Raw genomic sequence first — 25941 nt, 5'->3', positions numbered from 1 at the left:
TAATGCAGTACAATTCTTGTCCTTACGAATTTTACTGGGGAAGTATTCTCGCCCGATATTACGAGGAAGTTGTTTACTAATGAAGCTACGAAGGAGAGTTTCATCAATAATTTATTAACGCCTCTTACTGAAAAGGTTATTTTGCAGTTAATATTGATTTTGAGGAATATTATCCTGAAGATCGAACTAAATAATGAATTTATTCGCTCTGTAACACCGCGAATAAAGGAACAAGGATTTTTAGTTTCAAAAAGGATTATTATCATTCCTGTCCCAAAGTTCATAAATCGTTCTTGCATTAAGCAGGAATTACCACTATCTATCTAGTATAATATAGATATACCTTAAAAAAATAGGAGGTTTTCCTTATGCAAATTAAGTACAACGCAATACCAAAGAAAGATGTTAAAGTTTGTACTGAAGCATTTACAATTCAAGAAGCTTTAGAAATGCTCGAAGAAAACAGGGTACCGCTGCATTCCAGTTTTAGATAAAGAAACAAGAAATTCCTTGGCAATATTTATAAATCTCGCATTTATGAGTATATGGTAAAACAAGAAGGGTCAATTATAGACAGTATTACTAAATTAGTGAGAGAAGAGGACATCTTTACATATGAAAACTCTTCGTTCTTCAAAATTTTCTTTACCATAAAAAAATACCCATATGTGGCTGTTTTAAAGGAAAATGGTGATTTTGCTGGTATCTTAACACATGCAAATGTCATGTCTTTATTAGAGGACTCTTGGGGATTAAAAACTGGTAGTTATGCCTTAACGATTTCTACCCATGAATATCAAGGTGCTTTAAAAAATATTGTAACAATTATAAAAAAATACTGTAATATCCAAAGTTTACTAACACTAGATAATGAAAGTACCTTCTTAAGACGAGTGATTGTAACTCTTCCGAAGAATACTACAGAAAAGCAGTTTCATGAAATTGTTCAAAAGTTAGAAAGAGAAGGATTTCGGGTTTTCGATATCGAAAAGTTTTAACGAAGTTACCGGTATGATATACTTAAAAAAAGATTTTTTTAAGGGGAGTTTTAAATGGTCAGTGAAAATTTAGTAAAAGCATTAAACGAACAAATGAACTTTGAATTTGAATCAGCACAAGTGTACTTAGCTATGGCTGCCTATTGCTCGGCTGAAAGCCTTGATGGCTTTGCTAATTTCTTTATCGTTCAAGCGGAAGAAGAAAGATTTCATGCAATGAAGTTTTTTAATTTTATTAACGATATCGGCCACCGCGCAATTATTACTGGTTTTGAAAATCCTAGTAATGAATATAAATCGATGCTCGATGCCTTTGAAAAAGGCTTAGCTCACGAAAAGCTTGTCACTAAAAAAATCTACAACTTAGCTGATATTGCGTTAAATGAACGAGAGCATGCAACGATGACGTTCTTAAAATGGTTTATTGAAGAGCAAGTCGAAGAAGAAGCAAGTTTCGATACAATCATTCAAAAATTAAAACGTATTGAAAATGACAGCAATGCATTCTTTATGTTAGACAATGAATTTGCAACTCGCACATTCACCCCTCCAGCTGAATAAAGATTAATTAAAACGGTTCCTTCTGGGAACCGTTTTTTCAATTGGAACAAAAGATTGTACATTGTCTCGCTCCCCTCTCTGAGCAAATAGCTACACCCGTTCAAGAGTTAAAATAAAAATGCTAAAAATAAAAATGCAACAAAGGAAGAAAAGCACATTCCAGTAAGACTAAACGCCCATTTTTTTCTTGGTGAAATTTTGTTTCCATAAATATCAACTACCAAATAATGGATCAATACACAAATTCCAAGAAAGAGAAATAAAAATAAGTATCCAATTAAATGGACAGATAGTGTTTGTGAGAGAATTAGGAAAATTGCATACTGTAAGACAAAATATCCTCCAAGAATAAATACAATATGCAACAGTATGATTGAAAAAAATAATTTGTAATTCATTTAATCACCTCAAGGAGTCTTTTCTCCATTATCGGTTTTATTTCTGAAAAAAATACTTTAGAGAAATTAAAAGATAACCAAAGTAAAGTGAATAAAAAAAAGATAACAACCCTATTAGGAAGTCGTTATCTTATAGTATAGTAATCATACGTTTAAACAAACAGCTACTTATTCATGCTGTTATTATTAATTCTATTTACTTACCTTATTCTCTGGATATGATATCCAATCACTCCAACTACCTAAATACAGCTTAACATTTTTATAACCTAAAGACTTTAAAGCCAACACATTTGGACAAGCTGTAACCCCTGAGCCACAATAAACAATGATCTCTTTATTCTTATCAATCTCTTTAAATCTCTCTTCTTGTTGAGCTTGCGTTTGCCAATGCCCGGTATTCGTTAAACAGTCTTTCCAAAAATAATTTACAGCTGATGGAATGTGCCCAGCTTTTTTATCAATTGGTTCTTCGATCCCTAAGTAGCGCAGGCGATCACGACTATCAATAAGTACTACTTGATCGCTATTAGTAGCTTTGTTAACCTCTTCCACAGAACAAAGCATAGTTTCATTAAGAATAGGGGTAAAATGAACCTTATCCACTAGAGGAATAGAGGCTTCCACCTTGTAACCTTTATTTTTCCAAGTTGAATAGGGAATGTCTAATACAAAAACTTCTCCATGGCCAATATATTTGAGTAGCCACCATAATCTTGAAGCCATTGCTCCCCCTTGATCATCATAAGCAACAACTGTTACCGTCTCGTCAATACCAATTGCCCCCAATTTAGCAATAAAATCCTCAAGGTTTGGAAGCGGGTGTCGCCCACCATGATCTTTCACAGAACTAGACATGTCCTTTTCCAGGTCAACATAAATCGCATTTGGAATATGGTCTTTCAAATAAGCTTCAAACCCTGCAAAGGGACTGCCTAACTCAAAACGGCAGTCTAAAATCTTTACTTTTGAATCATCAATGTGTTGTGTAAGCCACTCACTAGTAACTATATGTTTTAACATTGGAACCACCACACTTCTTTTTATACCATTTTACTGAAAGGGGCTAAATGGTGTCTAGAGAGTATTTTAAATCTAGAAAGAAAAGATTCTCATCAATTTATTTTTACGTGGTTTTTTCAATTGTTCAGGAACATTATGTTCACTTCCACCAACAACCTTCTGTGTAATTACAGGTAACTGTTGTTCAATTCGATTCATACGTTCATCGATTTTTGTTATCATTGTAAATAAGTTGTCAAGCTCATTACGATGTTGTAAAACTTGATATTCCACCACTTCATCTGCCTTCACAGAAAGTTTTCTTTCAAGTTGCTCTATATGAATCATTAGTTGTTCTAGTTTATCCTCAAGAATATTGGTTGCTATCATCTTTTCTTTTTTCTCCTTCACAACTTGTACTGGATCATTTTTCTCACGAATTTCCTTCATTGTAAAACCTCTATTCAGTCGTTCTTTTATATTTTGAAGCGTATTTAGCTCCTGTTCTGCGATTAAGTAATGACCAAGTTCATTCGTTTTACATGGGATGTCAAAGTATTTAATCCACCTTTGAACCGTTGTTGGATTGACACCTAACTCCTCAGAAACCTCTTTTGTTTTAAGTATTTTTTCCATAACGCTACCCCTTTCAAAACTAATTTATATAGGTTATTCTTTTCATTTTTTTTAATCCCTTCAACCCTGACAAAACTAGTTTTCGTTCGTCAAAGAAAGTGTAATTATGGCAAAAAAAATAATCACTTACATGAAATTTCAACATCAAGGGGAAACTTAGCTTGTAAATAACCTCTCTTAAGGGGGTGAGAACTAATGGCAAAACGCAGTAAAGAACAAATGAAAAAAGCATCAAAAAACGAAAAACAAAGAGTTGTAGAAAATAAACCTGGCTATGGTGATAAGAAGTTAGGAGGCCCAGATCGCCCAGCAGAATGATCTTGAGCCAGCAAAGAGGCAAACACTTATGTGTTTGCCTCTTTTTATTTAAGCCTTTTTTCGTTTTCGTAAATTTGTTGCTTTTAGGTCGTCTTACTTAATTAAGTTTAGTAATTTCTGTTCAATTTTTGCAGCTAGTTGAAGCTGCTGTTGTTTTTGATAGTACCAATCTGTTAAATCGTAATCGCCTATTAATGTCGGCTCCTTCAGGTAATTTTCAACTTTTCGGGCATCTTTTTTAGAAAACCAGTCTCTATATTCACCTCGATGGTGGTGAATTACCGGAAAGGTCGATTTCAAGGTCGGAGTACGTTTTCTAGCTACTTTTTTTACAAATTTTTCGTAATCATATCTTGAACCCGTATGATTTACTTGAGCTGCAAATTCACGAATTTTCTCTTTTTCATTTGAATGAAACAATAACCAATTAAGTCTTTTTCCAAGTTCAATTCTATTTTTCACTTTAGTAAACCCATGCACTGAATACCCGTAGAGTCTTCCATCAAGTGTCGGAAAGAGAACAGTACTAAAATGTAATTTATCTTCAGCTATAAATGGCAAACTTCGAAATACTTTAGCTTTATAAAAGGAATCCTCGATCACTGGTTTTTGTATGACATGCTGCTCATTAACAATAAGCGCTTTACATAATCGCTCAACATCTTTATCACGCCAAAACCTCTGCCATTCAACTTCAATATATTTTGATATGTGAAAGAATTTCAGTAAATGAAATAACGGCTTTCCCTCTCGTTTAGAAATTTCGTAGATAAGTAACTGCGGATACGCATCGGAAAAGATTAGCCAATTCGCTCGTTCGTAGGTTAAAAATAAAATTTCCCGATAATTCTGTGGGATTAACTCACGAAACAGGTCCCCCTCTAAATCAGTCATATTCCACCCGGCATTTCTCGACACGAAACTTGCTAAAAAGGCCCAAATAATTTCTTTGTTCCTTAAATAAAACTGCTCATAAAATACGGTACGTGAAATATTATCTATATTACCTGCTTCGATTTCTTTGTAAACTTTTCTTATAAGTTCTTTCTCTGAAGACGATAATGAGTATATAGTCATGGCGCCAGCTCCTGGATCACAAGTCTATTCAGCTTTATGAAATTATGGTATGATTTAATGATGTAATAAGGATTATTACGAGTTCGCTTTGTAAAGGGTGCAGCAAATGACAATACGTTATCCAAATGGAAAAGTATATTCTCCAGTGCACAAAACAAGTAATCAACAAAAAAAATTACCAAACAATATCTCCTATGGCAATCGCGGAATGAGTCTTGAAGAAGATATTAATAACTCTAACGAATATTATTTGGCAAAAGGGAGTGCGGTTATTCATAAAAAACCTACTCCACTGCAAATTGTAAAAGTAGATTATCCAAAAAGAAGTGCTGCAGTGGTTAAAGAAGCCTATTTTCAACAAGCCTCAACCACAGACTATAATGGTGTATTTAAAGGGAAGTATATTGATTTTGAGGCAAAGGAAACTAGAAATAAGACGTCATTTCCTTTGAAGAACTTTCATAAACATCAAATAGAGCACATGAGACAAGTTCTTACTCAAAAAGGCATTTGCTTTTCTATACTTAGGTTTTCAATAACTAATGAAGTTTATTTATTGGATGCTAATCACTTATGTGCATTTTGGTTAAATCAAGAAAGTAGTCGCAAATCCATTCCCAAAAAGAGATAGAAGTTCTAGGGCACGCGATACCACTTGGACTTTACCCTCGTATCGACTATTTATCTGTTGTAGAAGAAGTTTATTTTTCATAAATCGAAAGGAAGATGGATCATGTCAGAAGATTTACGTACAAGGCAAGGTCGTCGTAAAGTTAAGGAATCAAACAAGAATAATTCAGGCAAGAAAAAAGGTATGATGAAAAAAATCTTAATTGCATTTTCAATTTTCATGGCTATTTTGGTAGTAGCTGGTGGCATAACAGTTTTTTCAATCATTAAAGATGCGCCACCACTTGACCCTAGTAAGCTAAGATTAGCTAATAACCCAGAAATATTTGACCAAAATGATGAACTCTTTACTACGTTAAGTGCATCAGAGAACCGTCGCTCAGCTAGCATTTTAGATATACCACAGTTGTTAGAAGATGCTTTTATTTCGGTTGAAGATGTGCGCTTTCGCGAACACTTTGGAATTGACATTCGCCGAATCGGTGGTGCTGTTCGAGCAAATGTTACTGGTGGCTTTGGTGCTGAAGGTGCAAGTACAATCACCCAACAGGTAGTTAAGAACTTATTCTTAACTTCTGAAAAAAAGGTCACTCGGAAATTACAAGAACAATACATGGCAATTAAATTAGAACAGTCTTACTCAAAAGATCAAATTTTAGAAATGTATTTAAATGCGATTTTCTTTTCAGAAGGAGCCTGGGGTGTTGTTGAGGCAGCTGATCGCTACTTTAGTAAAACGTTAGACGAATTAGCAATTGAAGATGTTGCACTTTTAGCTGGTATCCCTCAGCGCCCAAATTTCTTTAATCCTTTTAACAATCCAGAAGAGGCACAAAAACGCAGAAATATTGTAATTACCCTAATGGAACGCCATGGAAAGATTACCGCTGCTGAAGCAGAAACAGCAAAAGCAGTGAAAATTGAAGAACAATTAAAGCGGTCCGAAAAAAATTCTTATCCGTACCAGTCATTTCTAGACCAAGTTCTTAAAGAAGTTGAAGCAATTGAAGGAATTACTTCAAATGACATTTATACTGGTGGTTTAAAAATTTATACAACACTTGACCAAGAAGCGCAAGCATATACAGAGAAGCTATTACAAACCGATATTATTACTTTCCCTGACGAAGCTTTCCAAGCTGGAATTACGGTAGTCGATACGAAGACTGGGGAAATAAAAGCTATTGGTGGTGGCCGCCAAAAAGACAAAATCAAACGTGGCTTTAGCTGGGCAACAGACTCACGTCGATCGCCTGGTTCAACGATTAAACCGATCTTAGATTATGGCCCGGCCATTGAACATCTAAAGTGGTCGACATACCACCAAATTAAAGATGAACCGCATCAGTACTCAAACGGTGTACCTATAAGAAACTTTAACGGTCGTTATTCTGGTGATGTATCAATGCGTTACGCATTGCAGAAATCATTAAACATCCCGGCTTTAAAAGCATTTCAAGCTGTCGGGATTGATAAGGCTGCTGAATTCGGAAAAGGACTAGGGATCCCATTAGATACAATTGAAGAATCGTATTCTCTTGGTGGTTTTACAAATGGATTTTCAACTTTAGAACTTGCAGGAGCGTATGCAGCCTTCGGAAATGAAGGTGTCTACCACAAACCACATACAGTTAAAAAAGTTGTTTTCCCTGATGGAAGAACCATTAATTTAGCACCTGACTCTGAAGTAGCAATGAGTGATTATACAGCGTTTATGGTAACAGATATGCTTAAATCTGCAGTAGGTCCAGCAGGTACGGGTCCACGTGCCAAAGTAGATGGGCTTCCAATGGCTGGTAAAACAGGTACCTCTAACTTTGACGAAGAAGAGAAAAAGCGTTATAACATTACAAATGGCGCGAAAGATATTTGGTTTGCAGGTTATACGACCAACTACTCGATCGCTGTCTGGACCGGCTATGATACACCAGAGGATGGGTATCTAAAGTACGATGGTCATAGTGAACACGTTGCCAAATATCTCTTTAAAGAATTGATGGCTGAAATTTCAAAAGGAAAAGAAACTCCCGACTTTACACAGCCAAGCAGTGTAGTTCGAGTTGGTGTTGAAAAATCTACTGGTTTACTTCCAAGTCCGACAACACCGAAAGATGAGATCATTTACGAATACTTTGTCAAAGGAACAGAACCCACAGAGGTATCGGAGGTTTTTGCAAAACCAATGGCACCTCAGGACTTTATGGGAGAATTCCATGAACTTACAGACCAAATAATTTTAACTTGGACTTTCCCAGATGAAGGACGTCAAAACCACTTGTTTGAACTACAGGTGTCCATAAATGATGGGGCGTATTCAGTCCTTTCTCTTTCAGATGAAATGCAACATATCATCTTTAATCCCCAAGATGATGCACTTTACCGTTTTAGACTAGTAACTGTCTCCACTTTAAACGACCAGTTAAGAAGTGATCCAATTGAATTATCAATTGTGGTTCCAATGAAACAAGTTGAAGAAGAAGAAGAACCAATTATTACAATTCCTGACCCAATAGATATTATTGGTGGCGGAGATGACGATGATGATGATGACGACGATGATGGGGACGTTAGTGGCGAAAACGATGATAATGATGAGACTGAAAACGAATAATGAAAAAGCGTAAGGCATAATGCCTTGCGCTTTTTTCTATCTTTTATTTTGTTTTATAATTGCATATTTTTTTGTTGCTCAATAAATAGCTGTTTCAATTGCGTATAAGCATGATGATGATTGGGTGCTGATAGAATATAGCCAATTCTTTCCTCACTATTAACTGGCTTAACTTTTAGTTCATTAATTGAGGCGATAAGGTTCTTTAGATTAGGTACAGGTTGATTATTCGTCCAGAAAAGAAATGCTAAAAAGAGCTTAACCATTCGTGTCATAGGCTCTAACGCCCCTTTTCGGTCGCGTACCTGAAAAAAATTGATAATTAACGGCTCAGTTTTCTGCCAATCCTCTAGTAACTGAGGAATATATACGTTTTTATCTAGCCAGGGTTTTAAATGATCCTCGGATAAATAATGCAATACATCAAAAATGAGTGGTTCATCATTTATCATATCAATAAATTCTGCACCCTGATTAAATTGAATTTCTTCATGTTCATAAAAAAAAGGGGCAAGTACGAACGCTTCAGGAATTCTAATTTTTTTCATCTTTTCCTCCTTTTAAGCGCTTCTTCCCTTCTCTACATAAGTGCAACAGTGGGCAAATTTCACATTGAGGTGATTGAGCTTTGCAATGGTATCTACCAAAAAAGATAAAACGGTGATGAGTATCCGACCAAAGATGTTTTGGAATTTTTCGCATTAATGTATTTTCAACTTCTAGTACTGAGTCTTTCCATTTACAAATTCCTAAGCGCTTACTCACTCGTTCAACATGGGTATCAACTGCAATAGCTGGGGTGCCAAATGCCACCGAGATCACAACGTTTGCTGTTTTACGACCTACTCCAGCTAATTTAACTAATTCATCTCTTTCTCTCGGTATTACACCACCGTATTCTTCGATAAGGGCCTGAGATAATTTTTTAATATTCTTGGCTTTATTACGATACAAACCAATTCTTCTGATATCATTTTCAAGTTCTTCAAGTGGAACCGCTAAATAGTCTTCAGGCGTTTTATATTTCTGAAACAGATCTTTTGTTACTTTGTTAACTAAAACATCTGTACATTGTGCGGATAACAATACAGCAATTGTTAGCTCAAACGGATTTTCATGGTTCAGTTCACAATGGGCCTCAGGAAACATTTTCTCCATTTGCACTAATACTTCTTCTTCAATTTTCTTTTTGGTAAGCATAAAAACACCTCCTAGGAAGTTTTTTTCAATTTCAGTTTGGTCTCAGACATGGGAAAAGTGACTTATAAGGAAGTGAACTTCCCTACGTCACTTTTCCCATGTCTGAGACTGCTTCGCAGTGGGAATAAATTCATTCCCACCAACTGAAATAATAAGTTTTACTTTCTATATTTTTAAATAGCTCACGCATTTTGATCAATAAATTGCATTACATCTGACCTACGCATGTCTTTTTAAATACATTGCGAAGCGTTGATCAATCTCTACACTCTACACTCTACACTCTACACTCTACACTCTACACTCTACACTCTACACTCTACACTCTACACTCTACACTCTACACTCTACACTCTACACTCTACACTAGTCCTTTAGCCAATTATACGAAGGAAATTTCTTCTTGGGTTCTGCTTGTGTTGGGGTTGTTGACTTGTATTGATGATTACGGAATTTTTCACCGTATTCTTTGGCTTCTTTGACTGTTTTAACACCATTTTTGTTCCATTCAATTAAAATTCGATCAATATAGCGAAGATTTCGTTTTCCGGAAACAACACTCTCCATTAATGCTGCTTTAATAAGATTTGGATTATAGCTTTCTTGGTCCAACCAAATGTTGATAAGTTCACACTCCATCGGTGACAATGGACGTCCAAACTCACCCTCGAATAAATGATACAATGTTCGTTCATCATCGGCCTTTGCTGCCACTTGCTTTTCTTCTTTTTGCTCATACGATAACATGATCAGCTTGTCCCATAAAGGCGCTAAGGAGAATGCCTCAGATATACTATTGTTCTCATCTTTGGTTTCCTGTAGTTCTAAGAATCCCCTTTTCATAAGGCTTTGCAGCATTTGCATTGAATCTGCTTCAGAGTGGCTCATTCTATTAGCTAGAATTTCCGGTGTTGGAAAACTAGTTCCTTGTTGCAGAAACGAGTACACATGAATGAGCAACATAACTTCACTTTCAGTTAGTTTAAGCTTTTTATAATCTTGAATAAGTCTGCTAGGTATTGATACCGTGCCTTCGTTAATCCAATTTATCATCATCTTTCGGTCCATCTGTTTTCCACCTCAAAAGTAATTATATCATGATTTTGCTTGCAGTATTTCCGAGAACACTTGGCTTATTTTATACTGTAAAGAAGTGAAAAAACCCCGAAGATCGGGGTTTTAATAAAACTCACTATAGAGTTGTTTAGTAATCTCTTACTACTGGGTTTTCTTACGGATATAAACGGTTTAACAGACGTGGGAATGGAATCGTTTCACGTACATGCTCTAAGCCACATACCCAAGCCACGGTTCTTTCTAACCCTAAGCCAAAGCCTGAATGTGGAACAGAACCATAACGGCGTAAGTCCAAATACCACTTGTACGTATCTTCTGGAAGATTATGCTCTTCAAAACGTTTTTGCAATAAATCCATATCATCAATACGTTGACTTCCACCGATAATCTCCCCATAGCCCTCAGGAGCAATCATATCCGCACAAAGAACAACATCCGCTCGATTTGGATGTGGCTTCATGTAAAATGCCTTTATCTCTGCAGGGTAGTGAGTAATGAATACTGGTTTTTCGAAACTCTCGGCAATTGCTGTTTCATGAGGTGCACCGAAGTCCTCTCCCCATTGTATTTCATGCCCATTTTCTTGCAGGAATTTAATAGCATCATCATAAGTAATTCTTGGGAAAGGAGCTACTATTTTTTCAAGTTTTGAGATATCACGACCCAATACTTTTAATTCAAGTTGACAGTTCTTTAATACAGATTGAACCATATAACTAACGTACTGCTCTTGAACTTCTAGGCTCTCTTCATGGTCAACAAATGCCATTTCCGGTTCAATCATCCAAAATTCGATTAAATGACGACGAGTTTTTGACTTTTCAGCACGAAAAGTTGGACCGAATGAAAATACTTTTCCTAGCGCCATCGCAGCCGCTTCCATATAAAGTTGTCCACTTTGGGATAGATAAGCATCTTCATCAAAGTATTTTGTATGGAATAGGTTTGTCGTTCCTTCTGCAGAACTTCCTGTTAAAATCGGAGGATCTACTTTTACAAAGCCATTTTCATTAAAGAATTCATAGGTCGCACGAATTAATTCATTACGAACTTTCATTACAGCGTGTTGTCGCTTTGACCGTAACCATAAATGACGGTGGTCCATTAAAAATTCAGTTCCATGCTCTTTCGGTGTAATTGGATAATCAACAGCCTCATGGATGATTTCAATTCCTGTAACAGTTAATTCATATCCAGAGGGAGCTCGTTCATCGCTTCTTACAATTCCTTTTACATATAAAGAACTTTCCTGAGTCATGTTTTTTGCTGTTGCAAATACTTCTTCTGCAACTTCCGCTTTTACTACAACCCCTTGGATAAAGCCTGTCCCATCACGTAATTGTAGGAAAGCAATTTTACCGCTCGATCGCTTATTAGCAAGCCATGCACCAATAGTGACCTCTTGATCTGTATATTTTCCAACTTGAGAAATAGTCGTCTTCACAAATTTTCCCTCCATAAACATTGTATCTATCTATATGTATAATTAGCCAATCAGAAAAGCCTAAGCTAGGTAGCTAGACATCAATATCGACTTTAACCATTATACATCTGATTTGACAGAGAATCAACGTCATGAAGGGATGTAGTTTTTTTACGCCTTGATATTATTTTTTACAAATCTTTCAATTCGTGATAACGCTTCTTGTATTTGCTCTAAAGATGTAGCATACGAAAGTCTAACATTATCAGGAGCACCAAAGCCTGAACCAGGAACTAATGCTACTTTTTCGACTTCAAGGATTTTTTCAACCCATTCATCGACATTTGAAAAACCATTCATTTCTACTGCAGCTTTCACATTTGGAAATAAGTAAAATGCACCTTTAGGTTTAACACAGCTAATACCAGGTATGTTCACAAGCTGCTCATAAACTACATTTAAGCGCTCTTCAAAAGCCACATTCATCTTATCAACAAAATCACTTTCAACATTGTACGCAGCAATCGAACCAAATTGGGCCATCGTAGTAGGGTTAGATGTACTATGGCTTGCTAAGTCGGTCATTGCCGTAATAATCTTTGCGTCTCCGGCTGCATAGCCGATTCTCCAGCCAGTCATTGAATGAGACTTTGAAACACCATTAATGATGATCGTTTGCTGTTTTAACTCTTCAGATAGCTCAGCAACTGAAACATGAATTGCCCCACCATAGATGAGCTTTTCATAAATCTCGTCTGAAACAATAAGAATATTATGCTTTAAGCAAACTTCTCCAAGTTCCTTTAATTCTTCGGCTGAATAAAGAGACCCAGTTGGATTGCTAGGCGAATTTAAAATAAATGCTTTCGTATTTTCAGTAATTGCTTCTTCAAGCTGCTGTTTAGTTATTTTAAAATCATTCGTTTCAATACCTTCAATATACACTGGTGTTCCTTCAGCAAGCTTCACTTGTTCAGGATAGCTCACCCAATAAGGGGTAGGAATAATGACCTCGTCACCTGGGTTCAATAATGCTTGAAACAATAAATATAGTGCGTGTTTGGCACCACTAGCAACAACAATTTCTTTTTGTGTATAAGTGATACCTTGATCTTGTTTAAACTTGTTTATAATACTTTCTTTTAATGCAGGCAGACCACCAGAAGGAGTATATTTCGTTTGACCGTCGTGCATTGATTTAATTGCAGCCTCAATAATATAATCTGGTGTATTAAAGTCAGGCTCTCCTGCACCTAAGCCAATGACATCATGCCCCGCTTCTTTTAAAGCTTTTGCTTTAGCTGTAATTGCCAGGGTTGATGATGGTGTTAAAGTTGACACTCTGTTTGCTAATTTCATTAGTATCCTCCAATCCAACAATTAAACATTTTTTCTCTTTTTCGCTTTAAAGTATAACTGAAATAAATTCTTCTTAAAACATACTATAAATGTGTTATCAACAGCTTTCAAGCCTTTTTCAGATTATTATTAAAATTATCACATTCCTAGATGAAAATGTTTTAAATATGACCCATCTTTGAAGGTAATATAATAATACGAATACCGATTTTGTTGATCAATATAGATAATTTCATACAATGGAATATTATTTTCCATCCCAAGTTTAATACTAATTACTTCTTTAGGCTGAAGTTCTTCCTGTGTAAATTGAAAGGCCTCATTAAAGTTTATTCCTTCATTACTTTTTTTCACGACTAAAGAATCTAATGTATCAGGAACCCAAACAATGATTTCCTCCTCATTTTCAGTTAAGCCACGAAAAACTTGATAGCTTAGAGTTCCATGATAAAAATCTGCACTAACAATTTCGCTGATTTCAATATTTTCTTCTAAAAAAGTTAATGCTGAATTTTCAGCTTCGCGAATTGGATCTTTCACATTCGAAAAAAATTGTAGCCCTTGCCAGACGATAAGCACTCCTAAAATTACACCAACAAAACTAATTATTTTCCCCATATCTAATCCTATGAATGATAAATGGTAAAAACCATTTTTGTTTTGTCTTTTTCATCTGAAGCAAGGCCAAACATTAAATCACGATCTTTTAAGCTTTTGTTACAAGCATCAACAATTTTATATAAATCCGCAGTTTTGGTTACTTTTACAGTTGAAATTACTTCTATTTTGCTCATGGTTCATTCTCCCATCAACTTGATTTTAACGAAATTAGTCTTATCTTTTACTTTGTTTTTAAAAGCTAATCCCTTTGTCGAGGTACTTATGCGCTTGTAAGTTTTATTTACAGAAAAGCTTCTTCCTTCTTAAATAAATATTACTAAACATAGCTCTGTTCCTCAGGGAGATAATATTAGTACCGCTCAACAAAGGAGGCGTGAGCGTGAAGCAAACTCTTACAATAGAACCAACTTCACAACTGAGCATTTGTGAATGGTATCAACAGGAAAAAAAGAGCTTTTCTTTATCTTCACCGGAACGACCCAACTTTGAGAATACCTTGAATTACTGCTTTAGGCAGACTACTTTTCCGGAGTTATTCCAAAAAAAGTAATGCATTTTCATGGTTAGTTACTTTTTAACCAATTACAGTATCCAAAATAACCTCCAATACCTACACCTATTTTAAGGCTTACTCATTATGGCTAACGCCAAATAGATGGTGACCAATGCGATAAAAAGGCTACTTATGGTACCTTCTTTCGCAACACCATCTTTGAGTAAAGCCTCTTTTTTTAGGAAAGAATGTTACGAAATGCCCGATTAGCTTCAAAAATAATTTTTTCTTCATCCAATGTCAAGCATTGTTTGTTCCGAATGATACAATTACCTCTCACATAAACATCGATGACATCGCTACCTGATGCTGAATATACTAAATGTGAAATAACTTGCTGATTTGGTTGAAGATGAGGCTTTTGACTATCGATAACAATAAAGTCAGCTTCTTTGCCAATTTTCAGTATTCCAGTTTCTTCTAATTGCAAAGCCTTACTGCCATTATAAGTAGCCATTAATAAAGCATCTTGAGCTGAGACTACAGTAGGATTCTCTTGATTCCCTTTATGGATTAAAGCGGCCATTCTCATTTCTTGGAACATATCCAAATTATTGTTTGATGCAGCACTATCTGTGCCAATGGCCACTAAAATGTTTCTTTCAAGCATTTTGGGGATATTGGCAATTCCTGAACCTAACTTCAGGTTACTTATTGGATTGTGGGAAACAGCAACTTCATATTGTGACAATATGTCTAGTTCTGCTGCATCTAGATGCACCCCATGAGCAATTAACGCTGGAACTTCAAATACCCCTAACTCTGCTAAATGAATAGCTGGTCGTTTCCCGTAGGTATCAATATGATTCTGAACTTCTTGAGCAGTTTCAGACAAATGAATATGGATTGGAAGGCTTAACTTTTTTGCTTCTTGAACAACCATTTCTAGAAATGCAGGTGGGCAAGTATAAGGTGCATGCGGCGCTAACATTGTCGTAATACGTCCTTCACCAATCGATCTTAGTACTTTATTTAGCTCAATAGCTTCAGCTAATTTTTTCTCTTGCTCTAATGGCGAACAGAGTCCAATCATTCCCCTAGTTAAAACAGAGCGTATCCCAGATTGATCGACAATATTAGCAATTAATTCTAAGTGAAGATGATACATTTCTAAAAATGTTGTTGTACCGCTTTTTAACATTTCTAAAATGGCTAAAGAGGCAGCTGCTTCAATTGTTTCCGCAGTAAATTTCGCTTCCATTGGCCACATTTTTGTTTTTAGCCAAACATCTAAGGGTAAGTCGTCACCAAAGCCTCTTAGTAAAGAACTACCAATATGCCCATGAGTATTATTAACCCTGGCATTACCCAATTATTATGTAGATCAACTTTCTCATTTACTTCTTCTAAAGCATGTAATGGGTTGCCTGATCCAACCTCAATAATAACGCCATTTTCAACGACGAGATATCCATTTTCAATAACCTCATCTTTTTCCCCAGTTATAATGACCCCGTTGTAAAAAAGTTGTTTCATTTGTTTCTCCTTTACTACTTTGCTATTTGTCGTTCCAATAAATCAGCCACATCAAGCTACGTCTAGAGTTGAATGGTTTAAGTCAACTAGATGTAGCCTCTTGTGGCGTGACTAAAGTTAAAATGTAGAATGCTGAAAGTAAGGCCGGAGCAAAAATTTTTCAATCAATCTACATTTTACATTCTAAATTCTACATTTCAATTTAAGAAGTGGGTGAAGATATTGACAAGCTCAGAAATTCATTACATTAGTTTTTAAATATTTTTGATATATTGTTCGCTAAGCCAAAGGAAAAATCCTCCTCCTGAGGCCTAACAGTTAAGATTTCATAATCATCATTGTGACATTTTATCGATACGCTACCCAAGCGATATGTTTGATAAATATCAATCCAGGTTTCTTGAAGTCTTTCAAGCACTAATTCACTAACAGTTGCACCATTTTTTTTAAAGAGTATGGCTACTTGTGGATCAACCTCTTCTAAAAATGCTTGTGTAGTTCCCTTTTCACTTCCAAAGTCAGCAACCTTTAAAATAGTCGACTTTAACGCATACGCATCCACTAATTGTTTTTCGACCTGTTTATCGGCAATCCCCATAAATAACAGCGTTTGTTTGCCATATGTAAATACAATTACAAGAGCTCCCTTATCTTCTATTTCTCGGTCCTCGACGTAGATCACTTCTGTTTTTAAAAATGGTAGTAGTTCCGTTTTGTCACCTTTCTTCCAGCCAACAACTTCCTTATCATGAAGGTGGTGAAATGCAATCATTTGCTCCTTAATTACCTCAGGTAAGATCACTGTTTGGACATTAAAATTATTAATGACCCATTGTAAATTGCCTGTGTACTCATCTGACTGATTAGTAATAATGACGGTATCTATAGTTTCAACATGGTACATCTTTAATCTTTGTTCCAATTCTTCTTGTGATTCCAAACTACCTGTTCCAATTAAAATATTGTGTCCTTTGCCTGACTGTAATAGAGTCGCTTCACCGTTTGATAAGTCAAAAAATGTGTAAGCTAAATCTTGTTCTTCAAGATTTAAATCAACTTCAATTGACTCAGCAAAGACCCCGTATGTGGATAAAAATAGTTGTGCTATTAACACAAATACAACAAAAACTTTTCTCAACGTCATCACTCCGAAAGCTTGTTTCAAATCTTTTACATTATAACCAATTTTCAAGCTCATATAATAATTGTTCTAATGATTTTTGCTGCAAAGGAACAGTTGGTAAAGATTGAATAAATAATTTTCCATAGCGTGTCTCAGTAATTCTTCGGTCAAAAACAAAGACAGCTCCACGGTCTCGCGAAGAACGAATTAACCTTCCAAAACCTTGTTTAAAGCGGATAATCGCTTGAGGTAATGAGAGCTCCATAAATGGACTCTTCCCTAATTCTTTTAGTTTTTCACTTCTAGCCTCGAAAACAGGATTATCTGGTGGAGAGAACGGTAACCGAACGATAATAAGACAGCTTAAATCTTCTCCAGGAATATCAACACCTTCCCAAAAAGAACTTGTCCCAAACAAAATCGCTTGATCAAATTGCTTAAAGTTTTTTGTTAACTTCGCTCTACTACCACTACTAATGCCTTGCCCGATTAGTACAAATTCCTCATTAACAATCAGATCTTTTAATTGATAAAATGCTTTTCGAAGCATATCGTATGAGGTAAATAGCACTAACATTCTACCTTTAGTGACTTTCGCTATATCCAAAATGCTTATAACAACCTCGTAGGTATATTCGTTCTCATCAACTTCTTTTATATTTGGAATTGTGGTTGGAACCATAAGCTGTACCTGATCACTATATTTAAATGGAGAGTCAATTATATGAGTAGTGACACCATAGTCCTCCAAACCTAAACGTTGAATAATATAATTAAATGAATTTTTTACGGTTAGAGTTGCGGACGTCAAAACAACACTTAATTTTTTATTAAAAAAAGTATCAGCCATAATTTCCGAAACTTCAACAGGTTTACTATAGATATAGGTTGCATTTTTCGCTCCCTTTGCATCAACTTCAATCCAGTAGACGTAATTCGGATCGTAGTGTAACAACAACTCCTCTAGCTTACCCTTTTCTTCTGATAAATTTGCATATAATCCTTTAAATGCAGACAATATTCCTGTCTGAGTAAAGTTTAACTCATTGTCCTCAAGTGAAAGCTCATCAGTAATTCTTTTCATTAGCTTCAGGGTATCTTTCAATTGCATTTGTACTCTAAGAACTGCTTCTTGGATTTCTCTCCAGCCATTGCCTGTCATTTGGTCTGGATAATATCGTAAACTTAACCTTCCAACTTCATTTTTCGAGCGTGTCATGTTCCTTACAACAGTTGCATGTATCATTCGAAAGCATTCATCTAAATCATATTTCAAATCCACAATGAGTTGATCAAGTTCATGAAAATACTGATCCAAATTAAGTCCTAGCTTCTCTTGAATGGTTACAATACTTTTTAACAAATCATTTGTTTCTATTGTTCCTAATCTTGAAAATAAATGATGAAACGCAAAATAATCTGTGCGCATCCCAAAGTGATCACTTGCCACTTCTTCAAGGTGATGGGCTTCATCGACAATGACTTGTTTATAACTCGGCAACAATTGATGATCTTGCGTCATATCCGTAAACAATAAGGCATGATTTGTAACGATTAAATCTGCTCCATGTGCATTGTTTCTTGCACGATGATAAAAGCATCTTGAGAACCAAGGGCAATGTTTACCCACACATGTAATGGCATCGCTTTGGACTTCACTCCAAAAAACTTTGCCGCCGCTAGGCAAATTTAATTGCTCAACATCACCTTCAAGTGTTTCGGTTAACCAAATTAAGATTTGCCCTTTCGAAAGGAGGGTATCATAATTTTGGTCTAGATGATCATCAAGTTTTTGTTCAAACTTCCGCAAACACAAATAATGACTTCTACCTTTTAAAACCGCTGCTCGAAAAGGAAAAGATACTGACTTTTCTAAAATTTCCATATCCCGCTCTAAAAGTTGCTGTTGCAATTGTACAGTATGGGTACTTATGACCAAAGTAGTTTCAGTTTGTTTTGCAAAATAAAGACCGGGGAGTAAATAGGCAATAGATTTTCCAGTTCCTGTTCCTGCTTCAACAAGTAAATGTTGATTCGAATGTAAGGCATCATCAATTAAGGTCATCATCTCTTTTTGCCCATGACGAATTTCAAAGCCCTCTAATTCCCTTGAAAGCTTTGTCTCAATCTCAGGCAAATCTTCTATAAACTCAGTTATATCGGCAGGTGAAGATTGTTTGCCAAACAAAACAGGTTTACGTAAAACTATTTGACGGAACTCCTCTAACTCATGATCGTTTAGCGCAACCTTTGTTAATTTTTCTGTAATTGCATTTTGAATGATTTCATCTAAAGAACAATCCAATTTACTTACAATCGGTTTTAACCTTTGTAATGTTAGCAGCGGCAAATTCACTAGTTTTGAAAGTAATATCAGTAATATTTCAGCTGTTACTTCCGCATCACTATCTGCTTGATGTGGACGGTCATGGTTTAAATTTAATTTAGTTGCCAAATGATTTAGTTTAAATCCTTCTTCAGAGGGCAATAATAAGCGGGCTAATTCAACAGTATCAATAATTGGTCCTGTAAATCCGTTATAGCCGCACAATTCTAATTCATATTGCAAAAATGATAAGTCAAAAGGAACGTTATGTGCAACAAAATAAGCCCCATCCAAATATTCTAATAAAGAAGGCGCAACACTACTAAAAAGAGGTGCATCCTTCACCATCGCGTCATTAATTCCTGTAAACTGTTGAATAAATACAGGGATTTCTAGCTCAGGATTAATGAAGCTAGAAAACCGCGCTGTTATTTTCCCTTCTTGCACCACAACAAGTCCTATTTGAATAATCCGATCCCCTTTTTTCGGATTATTACCTGTTGTCTCTAAATCAACTACTACAAACTTTTCCTTCACTAGCTTCACCTCTCATATGTTCAAGTTTGTCTGTCTGCAAACTGCAAAATTTCTATGTATTCACTCTTTACTTTCCCCTGCAAAGCTTATAACGAAAGTTCAAGGGTAACAACCCCTGAACCCTTATTCCCTAAATCACTTGTCTAATCATACCACTAACTTAAAATTTTATCGATTAACGGATGGTCAATATTTTCCTTTTTTGCTTTCTTCACGAGTGTTTCAAAATGTTCTATGTCATTCCATTTAGATGAAAGCCATAAATATGATATCCAGATATTTGTTTCTTTTTCATTTTCTGCAAGAAGCTTCTCAAACATTGAAATTGCCAACTCTTTTTCATCTAGGAGGCCGTAGTTCCAGGCAATTCCATGGTACACCCATGGCTCCTGAAAACCTAACGCTTCTAGACGTTTGTAGCAATGAATAGCTGCCGAATAGTAACCAAAATTTTCAAACTCGTAAGCTATGGTCACAAGTAAATCTTTGTATTCCAACAATTGTAATGCAGCATACCAAGATTCGAATGCTTTCGTTTCATTCCCTAGCTTTAAATAACAATGTCCTAAAAAATAGCGCGCTTCACCGTCTTCATCATTTGCCTTAATTGTTTGTTCAAAATAAGGAATTGCGAGCTCGTATTTTTGTAACATCACAAAAGCCATTCCTATATTATACGGTACGTCGATATTATTATAAAGAGAATTCGCCTTCTCAAAATAATGAATGGCGTCCTCATACTGATGAGTTCTTCCGTATAAACAACCTAACCCTACATAAGCGAAATGCTTTTCAAGCCGATTTACACTAGTCTGAACAACGAACAGAAACGCTTCTTTTCCTCGATCGATTTCTCCCTCATATAAATAAGAAAAGCCTAAATAAAGGTAAAGGGTAAGCTCATGTGGTTTTTCAGTTTCAATCTCTGTTTTTAATGTATCAATTGCTTTTTCAAACATCTCTAAATGAAAATAAGTTGGACCTTCAAGATTTTTCGGTAAAGCAAAGGAATGACTATCAAAATTGGTTTGAGCTTTTAATTCTTTGATATCATCTAATTTATCTTCCATTTCCATCCAGGTTTCTAATAATGCTCCACATTCTTTTGCTAACTCTTCGTAGAGATTTTCATTTAGGCTATTGTTTTCAATTGACTTCTTTAACTTCCAATATCGGGTATGCCAATCATTGACCCATTTTTCCATAAAAAATCCCCCTAACAGTTAAAACAACTTATGCTAAGTGTTTTACATTAGGAGGATTAATATTCTTATCAGACTCGTTCGTTGATGTAACAACTCTCTATTATCCCAACTCGAACCAACTTCGGAATGGTCCGCGCCCTTTGGAACAGAATTTCTTCATTTAATGCCTTTTGGCGTTCCAACCGCACTCTTTGGAACATGGGTTTTACATTTAATTGTAATTTGACGTCCAAACTCACTACAACTTCGGACAAGTTTATTAAAATTCATATCCTGTCCGAATAGACTCGGTTTCCATCACTGTTACCTTTAACGGATTGTAAAAGCTGGTTCAGTTCCGATCATTTCAACGATGCGATTGTTTTCATCCATAATCGCAACTTTTGGTTGAAAGGATTTTGCCGCTTCATCAGGAACTAGACCGTATGCGATAATAATGACAACATCACCTTCTTGAACAAGCCTTGCAGCCGCACCATTTAAGCAAACAACTCCACTACCACGCTTACCAGGAATAATATAAGTCTCTAGTCTAGCACCATTATTGTTATTAACAATTTGCACCTTTTCGTTTGGTAACATATCAACAGCATCTAAAATATCCTCATCAATTGTAATGCTGCCAACATAATTTAAATTTGCTTCTGTGACGCGCGCGCGATGAATTTTCCCTTTCATCATATGTCTAAACATAAGTTTTCCTCCCAATTAAGGTTATTTAATCGTTATTGTCACATTATCTATTAGTCGTGCCTGCCGAAATTTTAAGGCAATGGCGATAATAATTTCATCTTCAAGAGTATCTACTTCTTTTAAACTTGGATAAGCTAAAAGCTCTATATAATCAACACTTCCGCTTGTTTTCGCTTGCAAATGAGCTTTTATGGTCTCTTTTATTACATTAGGGTTTCTTTCCCCAGCACCAATTAGCCCAAGTGCCTGTTTTAAGCTAGCGTAGATTTCAGTCGCTTCGTTTCTTTCATCATTTGTAAGATAAACATTTCGAGAACTTTTAGCTAAACCATCCTCTTCTCGTAAAGTATCACATTTCATGACATTTACAGGGAGATTAAAGTCAGCAACCATATTTTCAATAACAGCCACTTGTTGAGCATCTTTCATCCCAAAGTAGGCTCTTGTCGGTTGAACAATGTTAAACAATTTTAACACAACTGTTGCGACACCATCAAAATGGCCTGGACGGGACTTGCCACATAATACCCCAACACCTTTTTTGACAGAAATCGTCGCACTTAGGTCATTCGGATACATTTCGTTAACATCTGGGTAAAAAATAACATCTACATTTGCGGAGTTTGCTAGCATTTCGTCTCTCTCAAAGTCTCTTGGATATCGATCAAAGTCCTCATTTGGTCCAAACTGTAGAGGATTAACAAAAATACTTAACACAATGAAATCATCATGTTTTTTTGCTTTTTCAATTAACGAGAGATGACCTTCGTGCAAATAACCCATAGTTGGAACAAACCCAATGCTTTTCCTCTGTTTCTTTTTTTCTAAGACTATTTTTTGTAATTCGGTAATCGTTCGAGCAATTATCATGCTTCTCCTCCATACAAGCGGTGTAACTCTTCACTTTTCATCGTAAATGTGTGCTTTTCTTCAGGAAATTGTGCTGTTTTAACTTCCTTTACGTATTCACCAACCGCAGTTAAAATACTACTAGTAATATTTGCATACTGCTTTACAAATTTTGGGACATGACCGCTACCATATCCAATTAAATCATGGTATACAAGGACTTGCCCATCGGTATCACTTCCAGCACCTATACCAATAACAGGGATCGTTAGCTGTTCTGAAATTAGTTTTGCTAGCGGGGCTGGGACACATTCTAAAACAAGCATAGATGCACCTGCAACCTCAACTAGTTTTGAATCCTCAATTAAATGTTTGGCTGTCTCGGCATCTTTGCCTTGAACCCGATAACCACCCATTACACCTACAGATTGTGGAGTTAAACCTAAATGGGCAACAACAGGAACTCCAGCTTTCGTTAAGTGTTCAATTTTATCAATAACCTGACCATTTCCTTCTAGCTTTACTGCATGCGCCCCAGCTTCTTGCATCAGCTGCTTTGCATTGTTCATTGTTTCAGCTAATGTCGAATGATACGTTAAAAATGGCATATCTGTAATAATAAAAGTGTTACGTGCCCCACGTTTTACAGCCTTCGTGTGTAAAATCATATCCTCAAGAGTAACCGGAATTGTCGAGTCGTAACCGAGGACAACCATACCTAAGGAGTCCCCTACTAGAATTACATCTATACCGGCCTCCTCGACTAATTTTGCTGAAGGTGCATCATAAGCAGTTAACATCGCTATTTTTTCTTTCTTACGCTTCATTTCTTTAAACGTTGCTGTGGTTTTCATTCGTTTTCCTCCTTTTTGGTATCAGAGGAGTAAAGATGAAACTATTCATTCCAATTTTTCTGTCAAAACTAAAAAACTTCTCTCCAAAATAGGAGAGAAGGATTAAAAATTAGCATAACAGAAAAATTAGAGTTTCTGTGTAAGCAAATTTTGGTTAGTTTCATTATCCCTCTGTCCTAGTCCTTATGGATCAAGGCAGACTAATTTTTTTAAAAAGTTACAACCGATTCGGTGCAGTTCTATAGGATACTGCCCATTTCGCATTTAGTATATCAGAATTTCAAGATTTTGTGAATTTAAAATTCTATATCAGCAGAGTATATTTTATGTACCTTTCCAAAATCGTCTTCTAATAATAAGACACCTTCATCAGTAATTCCACTGGCATAGCCTTCTAATGAACCAGAAATAGTTCTCGCAGTAATTCTCCGACCAATTGTAGTCGCATAAGCTTCCCACATTAATTTAACCTGACTAAACCCATCTTTTAAAAACAGCTCATAGAGTTGTTCGAATTGAACCATAATGCTTTGCAGCAATCCTGCACGGTTAATTTCCTCACCTTTTTCAATTTTAAGTGAAGTCGCTATATCGCTAATCTCTTCAGGAAAGTTGTTTTGATTAACATTAATTCCGATCCCAATGATCACAGAATGAATTTGATCTGGGTCTGCCTGCATCTCTGTAAGGATCCCAACTAACTTCTTGCCATTTAATAAAATATCGTTAGGCCACTTTATATCACACTGAATGTTCGTATACTCATGGATTCCTCGAATGACAGCCACAGCTGCTAAAAGTGTTAATTGTGGGGCTCGCTGGGGTGGGATTTTCGGTTTTAAAATCAAACTCATCCAAATACCCGTCCCAATTTGAGAAAGCCAAGGTCTACCTAATCTTCCTTTACCACTTACCTGCTCATCTGCAACTACCAACGTTCCTTCTTTAGCCCCTTCACTTGCTAAGCGATGAGCAATTCCTTGGGTCGATGGAACTGATTTTTCATAAACAACAGTTTTTCCTATATAGGTTGTTGAAAGTCCTGCTTTGATTTCATTTTCAGTTACTAGATTGGGTTGATGGATGATTCGATATCCTTTTCTTGGTGCTGCTTCTAGCTTATAGCCCGCCTTTCGAAGCTCTTCTATATGCTTCCAAACAGCAGTTCTTGAACAGCCTAAAAATTGACTAATCGCTTCTCCTGAGACAAAATCACCTTGGTGGTCAATTAGCATCTGTAATAACTTACTACGCATGAATGAAGCCCTCCTTTTGTAACCAGTGAATGATTTCATCCTTTTGATTTTCTACCTGTTTCATAAGAACAGCTTTCTCTGCTAGCGTTAACAGTTCACTTATACGAGATTTCGGGTCATCTTTTGTTAAAAATTTTACTACATCAGTTCCTTTTATAGCCAATTGTTTTTTCTCCGTGATAGGAAGCGCTTGGAAAGCAGCTTCAATTTTACTGAGATCGGCCTCTTCATTTAAGAGAGCTGCTCTTATCCGTTCAGCCTTCTTGCTAGTAGCAAGCCCAAAATCATATAAATCCTCTGCAGTAAGCCCTTGATTAAGACATCGCTCTAATCGTGATAAAATAAGTTCCACTTCCGTAATGACCTTATTAGGTTGTTTCCATTGTTTTAAAAATTCTTTCACTCGTAATTCATGTTTAGTAAACAAAAGGACAGACCATATTTCAGTAACTGTATGAAGCCTGGGGAATGTTCTAATAATCTTTTCATCAGTCAAGGCTGGCTGGAGCGGTCTAAGGTGCTCAATTTTATTCATCAGCTTTGTATCTAAAAATTTCCGCCAAGCGCTCACAACATTTTGTCCGAACCAAATTTTTTCTAATTCTACAGAAACCCTTTCAATTGCTACCTTATTAATGTTATGACCATAGATTTCAATTGCAGATTCTGTTTCTTTCTCTATGGAAAAGGATAATTTACTAACAAAGCGGATCGCTCGTAACATTCGGAGTGGATCTTCGCTAAAACGTTCTAAAGGATTGTCAACAGCGCGAATGACCTTATTTTGAATATCTTTATGTCCAAAATAAGGATCAATGATTTGCCCATTACCCGTTAGAGCGATCGCGTTCATTGTGAAGTCTCGTAGCTTAAGATCTTCCAATAAACAGTTTCCGCGAAAACTAGTGACCTCAAAAGACTGATTACCATGAAGAACAATGACAGTCCCATGTTTAATAGCAACATCAATGGTTCTTGGAAATAGTCGTTCTATTTCTTCGACCCTAGCAGATGTAGCGAGATCAATATCGTGAATATCCCTTTGTAATAAGTGATCTCGAACTGCTCCACCCACGATGTATGACTCATAACCAGCCTTTTCTAATTTAGCGATAACCTCTTTTGCGTGATGAAAGAAAATACTCTTCATGAGCTTGA

Annotated in this window: 24 protein-coding genes and 2 pseudogenes; 5 read left to right on the top strand and 21 right to left on the bottom strand. The window is 36.1% G+C overall.

Going from position 1 to position 25941, the window contains the following annotated elements; all coding sequences use genetic code 11:
• Window positions 1-368 precede the first annotated feature (368 nt).
• Window positions 369-998, top strand: a pseudogene (cbpA, locus tag H1D32_RS15505) (cyclic di-AMP binding protein CbpA).
• Between the two features lie 54 nt (window positions 999-1052).
• The gene (locus H1D32_RS15500; protein ID WP_261179183.1) at window positions 1053-1559 is read left to right on the top strand and encodes a ferritin; all 507 of its coding nucleotides are present in this window, start codon (window positions 1053-1055) and stop codon (window positions 1557-1559) included.
• A 107-nt stretch (window positions 1560-1666) separates the two neighbouring features.
• On the opposite strand, the gene H1D32_RS15495 is transcribed toward H1D32_RS15500, so the two are convergent.
• The 3 genes from H1D32_RS15495 to racA all read right to left on the bottom strand — a co-directional run bounded on the left by H1D32_RS15495 (window position 1667) and on the right by racA (window position 3595).
• Window positions 1667-1957, bottom strand: coding sequence for a hypothetical protein (locus tag H1D32_RS15495; RefSeq protein ID WP_261179182.1), 291 nt, complete (start codon window positions 1955-1957; stop codon window positions 1667-1669).
• Window positions 1958-2149: 192 nt separating this feature from the next.
• Window positions 2150-2980, bottom strand: coding sequence for a sulfurtransferase (locus tag H1D32_RS15490; RefSeq protein ID WP_261179181.1), 831 nt, complete (start codon window positions 2978-2980; stop codon window positions 2150-2152).
• Between the two features lie 72 nt (window positions 2981-3052).
• A complete protein-coding gene (racA, locus tag H1D32_RS15485) occupies window positions 3053-3595 on the bottom strand; it encodes a chromosome-anchoring protein RacA (RefSeq protein WP_261179180.1) in 543 nt (180 codons plus the stop codon).
• 195 nt (window positions 3596-3790) lie between these two features.
• Here racA and H1D32_RS15480 point away from each other — a divergent pair, with 195 nt between their 5' ends.
• Complete coding sequence (locus H1D32_RS15480; protein WP_261179179.1) at window positions 3791-3913, top strand: hypothetical protein; 123 nt, start codon at window positions 3791-3793, stop codon at window positions 3911-3913.
• Between the two features lie 93 nt (window positions 3914-4006).
• Here H1D32_RS15480 and H1D32_RS15475 read toward each other — a convergent pair whose 3' ends face one another.
• Window positions 4007-4990, bottom strand: a complete 984-nt coding sequence (locus H1D32_RS15475; protein ID WP_261179178.1) for a DUF2515 domain-containing protein — start codon at window positions 4988-4990, stop codon at window positions 4007-4009.
• Between the two features lie 106 nt (window positions 4991-5096).
• On the opposite strand from H1D32_RS15475, the pseudogene recU reads away from it, so the two are divergent.
• Together recU and H1D32_RS15465 are read left to right on the top strand one after the other, a co-directional pair.
• Window positions 5097-5704: pseudogene (gene recU / locus H1D32_RS15470) on the top strand (Holliday junction resolvase RecU).
• Between the two features lie 19 nt (window positions 5705-5723).
• Complete coding sequence (locus tag H1D32_RS15465) at window positions 5724-8231, top strand: transglycosylase domain-containing protein (protein WP_261179177.1); 2508 nt, start codon at window positions 5724-5726, stop codon at window positions 8229-8231.
• Window positions 8232-8284: 53 nt separating this feature from the next.
• Here H1D32_RS15465 and H1D32_RS15460 read toward each other — a convergent pair whose 3' ends face one another.
• The 17 genes from H1D32_RS15460 to H1D32_RS15380 form a co-directional block, all read right to left on the bottom strand.
• The gene (locus H1D32_RS15460; RefSeq protein ID WP_261179176.1) at window positions 8285-8779 is read right to left on the bottom strand and encodes a YpoC family protein; all 495 of its coding nucleotides are present in this window, start codon (window positions 8777-8779) and stop codon (window positions 8285-8287) included.
• The gene (nth, locus tag H1D32_RS15455; RefSeq protein ID WP_261179175.1) at window positions 8766-9431 is read right to left on the bottom strand and encodes an endonuclease III; all 666 of its coding nucleotides are present in this window, start codon (window positions 9429-9431) and stop codon (window positions 8766-8768) included. The genes H1D32_RS15460 and nth overlap by 14 nt, the downstream gene beginning before the upstream one ends.
• A 366-nt stretch (window positions 9432-9797) precedes the next feature.
• Window positions 9798-10499, bottom strand: coding sequence for a DnaD domain-containing protein (locus tag H1D32_RS15450; RefSeq protein WP_261179174.1), 702 nt, complete (start codon window positions 10497-10499; stop codon window positions 9798-9800).
• Between the two features lie 163 nt (window positions 10500-10662).
• Window positions 10663-11952: an asparagine--tRNA ligase gene (asnS, locus tag H1D32_RS15445; protein WP_261179173.1), complete on the bottom strand. Its 1290-nt coding sequence runs from the start codon at window positions 11950-11952 to the stop codon at window positions 10663-10665.
• Between the two features lie 150 nt (window positions 11953-12102).
• Window positions 12103-13290, bottom strand: a complete 1188-nt coding sequence (locus tag H1D32_RS15440; RefSeq protein ID WP_261179172.1) for a pyridoxal phosphate-dependent aminotransferase — start codon at window positions 13288-13290, stop codon at window positions 12103-12105.
• 138 nt (window positions 13291-13428) lie between these two features.
• Entirely contained in the window at window positions 13429-13908 is a 480-nt protein-coding gene (locus H1D32_RS15435) for a cell wall elongation regulator TseB-like domain-containing protein (protein ID WP_261179171.1), read from the bottom strand.
• An 8-nt stretch (window positions 13909-13916) separates the two neighbouring features.
• Entirely contained in the window at window positions 13917-14084 is a 168-nt protein-coding gene (locus H1D32_RS15430; RefSeq protein ID WP_261179170.1) for a YpmA family protein, read from the bottom strand.
• A gap of 558 nt (window positions 14085-14642) precedes the next feature.
• A complete protein-coding gene (locus H1D32_RS15425; RefSeq protein ID WP_261179169.1) occupies window positions 14643-15776 on the bottom strand; it encodes an amidohydrolase in 1134 nt (377 codons plus the stop codon).
• Complete coding sequence (locus tag H1D32_RS15420) at window positions 15722-15940, bottom strand: hypothetical protein (protein ID WP_261179168.1); 219 nt, start codon at window positions 15938-15940, stop codon at window positions 15722-15724. The genes H1D32_RS15425 and H1D32_RS15420 overlap by 55 nt, the downstream gene beginning before the upstream one ends.
• Window positions 15941-16187: 247 nt before the next feature.
• On the bottom strand, window positions 16188-17078 hold the full coding sequence (locus tag H1D32_RS15415; RefSeq protein WP_261179167.1) for a ComEC/Rec2 family competence protein: 891 nt from the start codon (window positions 17076-17078) through the stop codon (window positions 16188-16190).
• 37 nt (window positions 17079-17115) lie between these two features.
• Window positions 17116-19926, bottom strand: a complete 2811-nt coding sequence (dinG, locus tag H1D32_RS15410) for an ATP-dependent DNA helicase DinG (RefSeq protein WP_261179166.1) — start codon at window positions 19924-19926, stop codon at window positions 17116-17118.
• A 155-nt stretch (window positions 19927-20081) separates the two neighbouring features.
• On the bottom strand, window positions 20082-21131 hold the full coding sequence (locus H1D32_RS15405) for a tetratricopeptide repeat protein (RefSeq protein ID WP_261179165.1): 1050 nt from the start codon (window positions 21129-21131) through the stop codon (window positions 20082-20084).
• Window positions 21132-21440: 309 nt separating this feature from the next.
• Entirely contained in the window at window positions 21441-21824 is a 384-nt protein-coding gene (panD, locus tag H1D32_RS15400; protein WP_261179164.1) for an aspartate 1-decarboxylase, read from the bottom strand.
• Window positions 21825-21845: 21 nt separating this feature from the next.
• Window positions 21846-22694 carry a pantoate--beta-alanine ligase gene (gene panC / locus H1D32_RS15395; protein ID WP_261179162.1) on the bottom strand — a complete coding sequence of 283 codons (849 nt, stop codon included), beginning with the start codon at window positions 22692-22694 and terminating at the stop codon, window positions 21846-21848.
• Window positions 22691-23527: a 3-methyl-2-oxobutanoate hydroxymethyltransferase gene (panB, locus tag H1D32_RS15390; RefSeq protein ID WP_261179161.1), complete on the bottom strand. Its 837-nt coding sequence runs from the start codon at window positions 23525-23527 to the stop codon at window positions 22691-22693. Before panB ends, panC begins: the two co-directional genes overlap by 4 nt.
• 296 nt (window positions 23528-23823) lie before the next feature.
• Window positions 23824-24783 carry a biotin--[acetyl-CoA-carboxylase] ligase gene (locus H1D32_RS15385; RefSeq protein WP_261179160.1) on the bottom strand — a complete coding sequence of 320 codons (960 nt, stop codon included), beginning with the start codon at window positions 24781-24783 and terminating at the stop codon, window positions 23824-23826.
• Window positions 24776-25933: a CCA tRNA nucleotidyltransferase gene (locus H1D32_RS15380; RefSeq protein WP_261179159.1), complete on the bottom strand. Its 1158-nt coding sequence runs from the start codon at window positions 25931-25933 to the stop codon at window positions 24776-24778. The genes H1D32_RS15385 and H1D32_RS15380 overlap by 8 nt, the downstream gene beginning before the upstream one ends.
• Between the last annotated feature and the right edge of the window lie 8 nt (window positions 25934-25941).

The organism is Anaerobacillus sp. CMMVII (assembly GCF_025377685.1).
Taxonomy (GTDB): domain Bacteria; phylum Bacillota; class Bacilli; order Bacillales; family Anaerobacillaceae; genus Anaerobacillus.
The sequence above is the reverse complement of the archived record's forward strand: the minus strand, read 5'-3'. Positions and strand labels throughout refer to the sequence as shown.

What these genes read in the sequence shown, in the direction of transcription:
- nth (WP_261179175.1), bottom strand. Translation starts at nt 9,431, where the DNA reads ATGCTTACCAAAAAGAAAATTGAAGAAGAAGTATTAGTGCAAATGGAG.
- panB (WP_261179161.1), bottom strand. Translation starts at nt 23,527, where the DNA reads ATGAAAACCACAGCAACGTTTAAAGAAATGAAGCGTAAGAAAGAAAAA.
- racA (WP_261179180.1), bottom strand. Translation starts at nt 3,595, where the DNA reads ATGGAAAAAATACTTAAAACAAAAGAGGTTTCTGAGGAGTTAGGTGTC.
- H1D32_RS15435 (WP_261179171.1), bottom strand. Translation starts at nt 13,908, where the DNA reads ATGGGGAAAATAATTAGTTTTGTTGGTGTAATTTTAGGAGTGCTTATC.
- H1D32_RS15380 (WP_261179159.1), bottom strand. Translation starts at nt 25,933, where the DNA reads ATGAAGAGTATTTTCTTTCATCACGCAAAAGAGGTTATCGCTAAATTA.
- H1D32_RS15490 (WP_261179181.1), bottom strand. Translation starts at nt 2,980, where the DNA reads ATGTTAAAACATATAGTTACTAGTGAGTGGCTTACACAACACATTGAT.
- H1D32_RS15500 (WP_261179183.1), top strand. Translation starts at nt 1,053, where the DNA reads ATGGTCAGTGAAAATTTAGTAAAAGCATTAAACGAACAAATGAACTTT.
- H1D32_RS15420 (WP_261179168.1), bottom strand. Translation starts at nt 15,940, where the DNA reads ATGAAACAACTTTTTTACAACGGGGTCATTATAACTGGGGAAAAAGAT.
- H1D32_RS15465 (WP_261179177.1), top strand. Translation starts at nt 5,724, where the DNA reads ATGTCAGAAGATTTACGTACAAGGCAAGGTCGTCGTAAAGTTAAGGAA.
- H1D32_RS15440 (WP_261179172.1), bottom strand. Translation starts at nt 13,290, where the DNA reads ATGAAATTAGCAAACAGAGTGTCAACTTTAACACCATCATCAACCCTG.
- H1D32_RS15430 (WP_261179170.1), bottom strand. Translation starts at nt 14,084, where the DNA reads ATGAGCAAAATAGAAGTAATTTCAACTGTAAAAGTAACCAAAACTGCG.
- panD (WP_261179164.1), bottom strand. Translation starts at nt 21,824, where the DNA reads ATGTTTAGACATATGATGAAAGGGAAAATTCATCGCGCGCGCGTCACA.
- H1D32_RS15495 (WP_261179182.1), bottom strand. Translation starts at nt 1,957, where the DNA reads ATGAATTACAAATTATTTTTTTCAATCATACTGTTGCATATTGTATTT.
- H1D32_RS15405 (WP_261179165.1), bottom strand. Translation starts at nt 21,131, where the DNA reads ATGGAAAAATGGGTCAATGATTGGCATACCCGATATTGGAAGTTAAAG.
- H1D32_RS15460 (WP_261179176.1), bottom strand. Translation starts at nt 8,779, where the DNA reads ATGAAAAAAATTAGAATTCCTGAAGCGTTCGTACTTGCCCCTTTTTTT.
- panC (WP_261179162.1), bottom strand. Translation starts at nt 22,694, where the DNA reads ATGATAATTGCTCGAACGATTACCGAATTACAAAAAATAGTCTTAGAA.
- H1D32_RS15450 (WP_261179174.1), bottom strand. Translation starts at nt 10,499, where the DNA reads ATGGACCGAAAGATGATGATAAATTGGATTAACGAAGGCACGGTATCA.
- H1D32_RS15475 (WP_261179178.1), bottom strand. Translation starts at nt 4,990, where the DNA reads ATGACTATATACTCATTATCGTCTTCAGAGAAAGAACTTATAAGAAAA.
- H1D32_RS15480 (WP_261179179.1), top strand. Translation starts at nt 3,791, where the DNA reads ATGGCAAAACGCAGTAAAGAACAAATGAAAAAAGCATCAAAAAACGAA.
- H1D32_RS15385 (WP_261179160.1), bottom strand. Translation starts at nt 24,783, where the DNA reads ATGCGTAGTAAGTTATTACAGATGCTAATTGACCACCAAGGTGATTTT.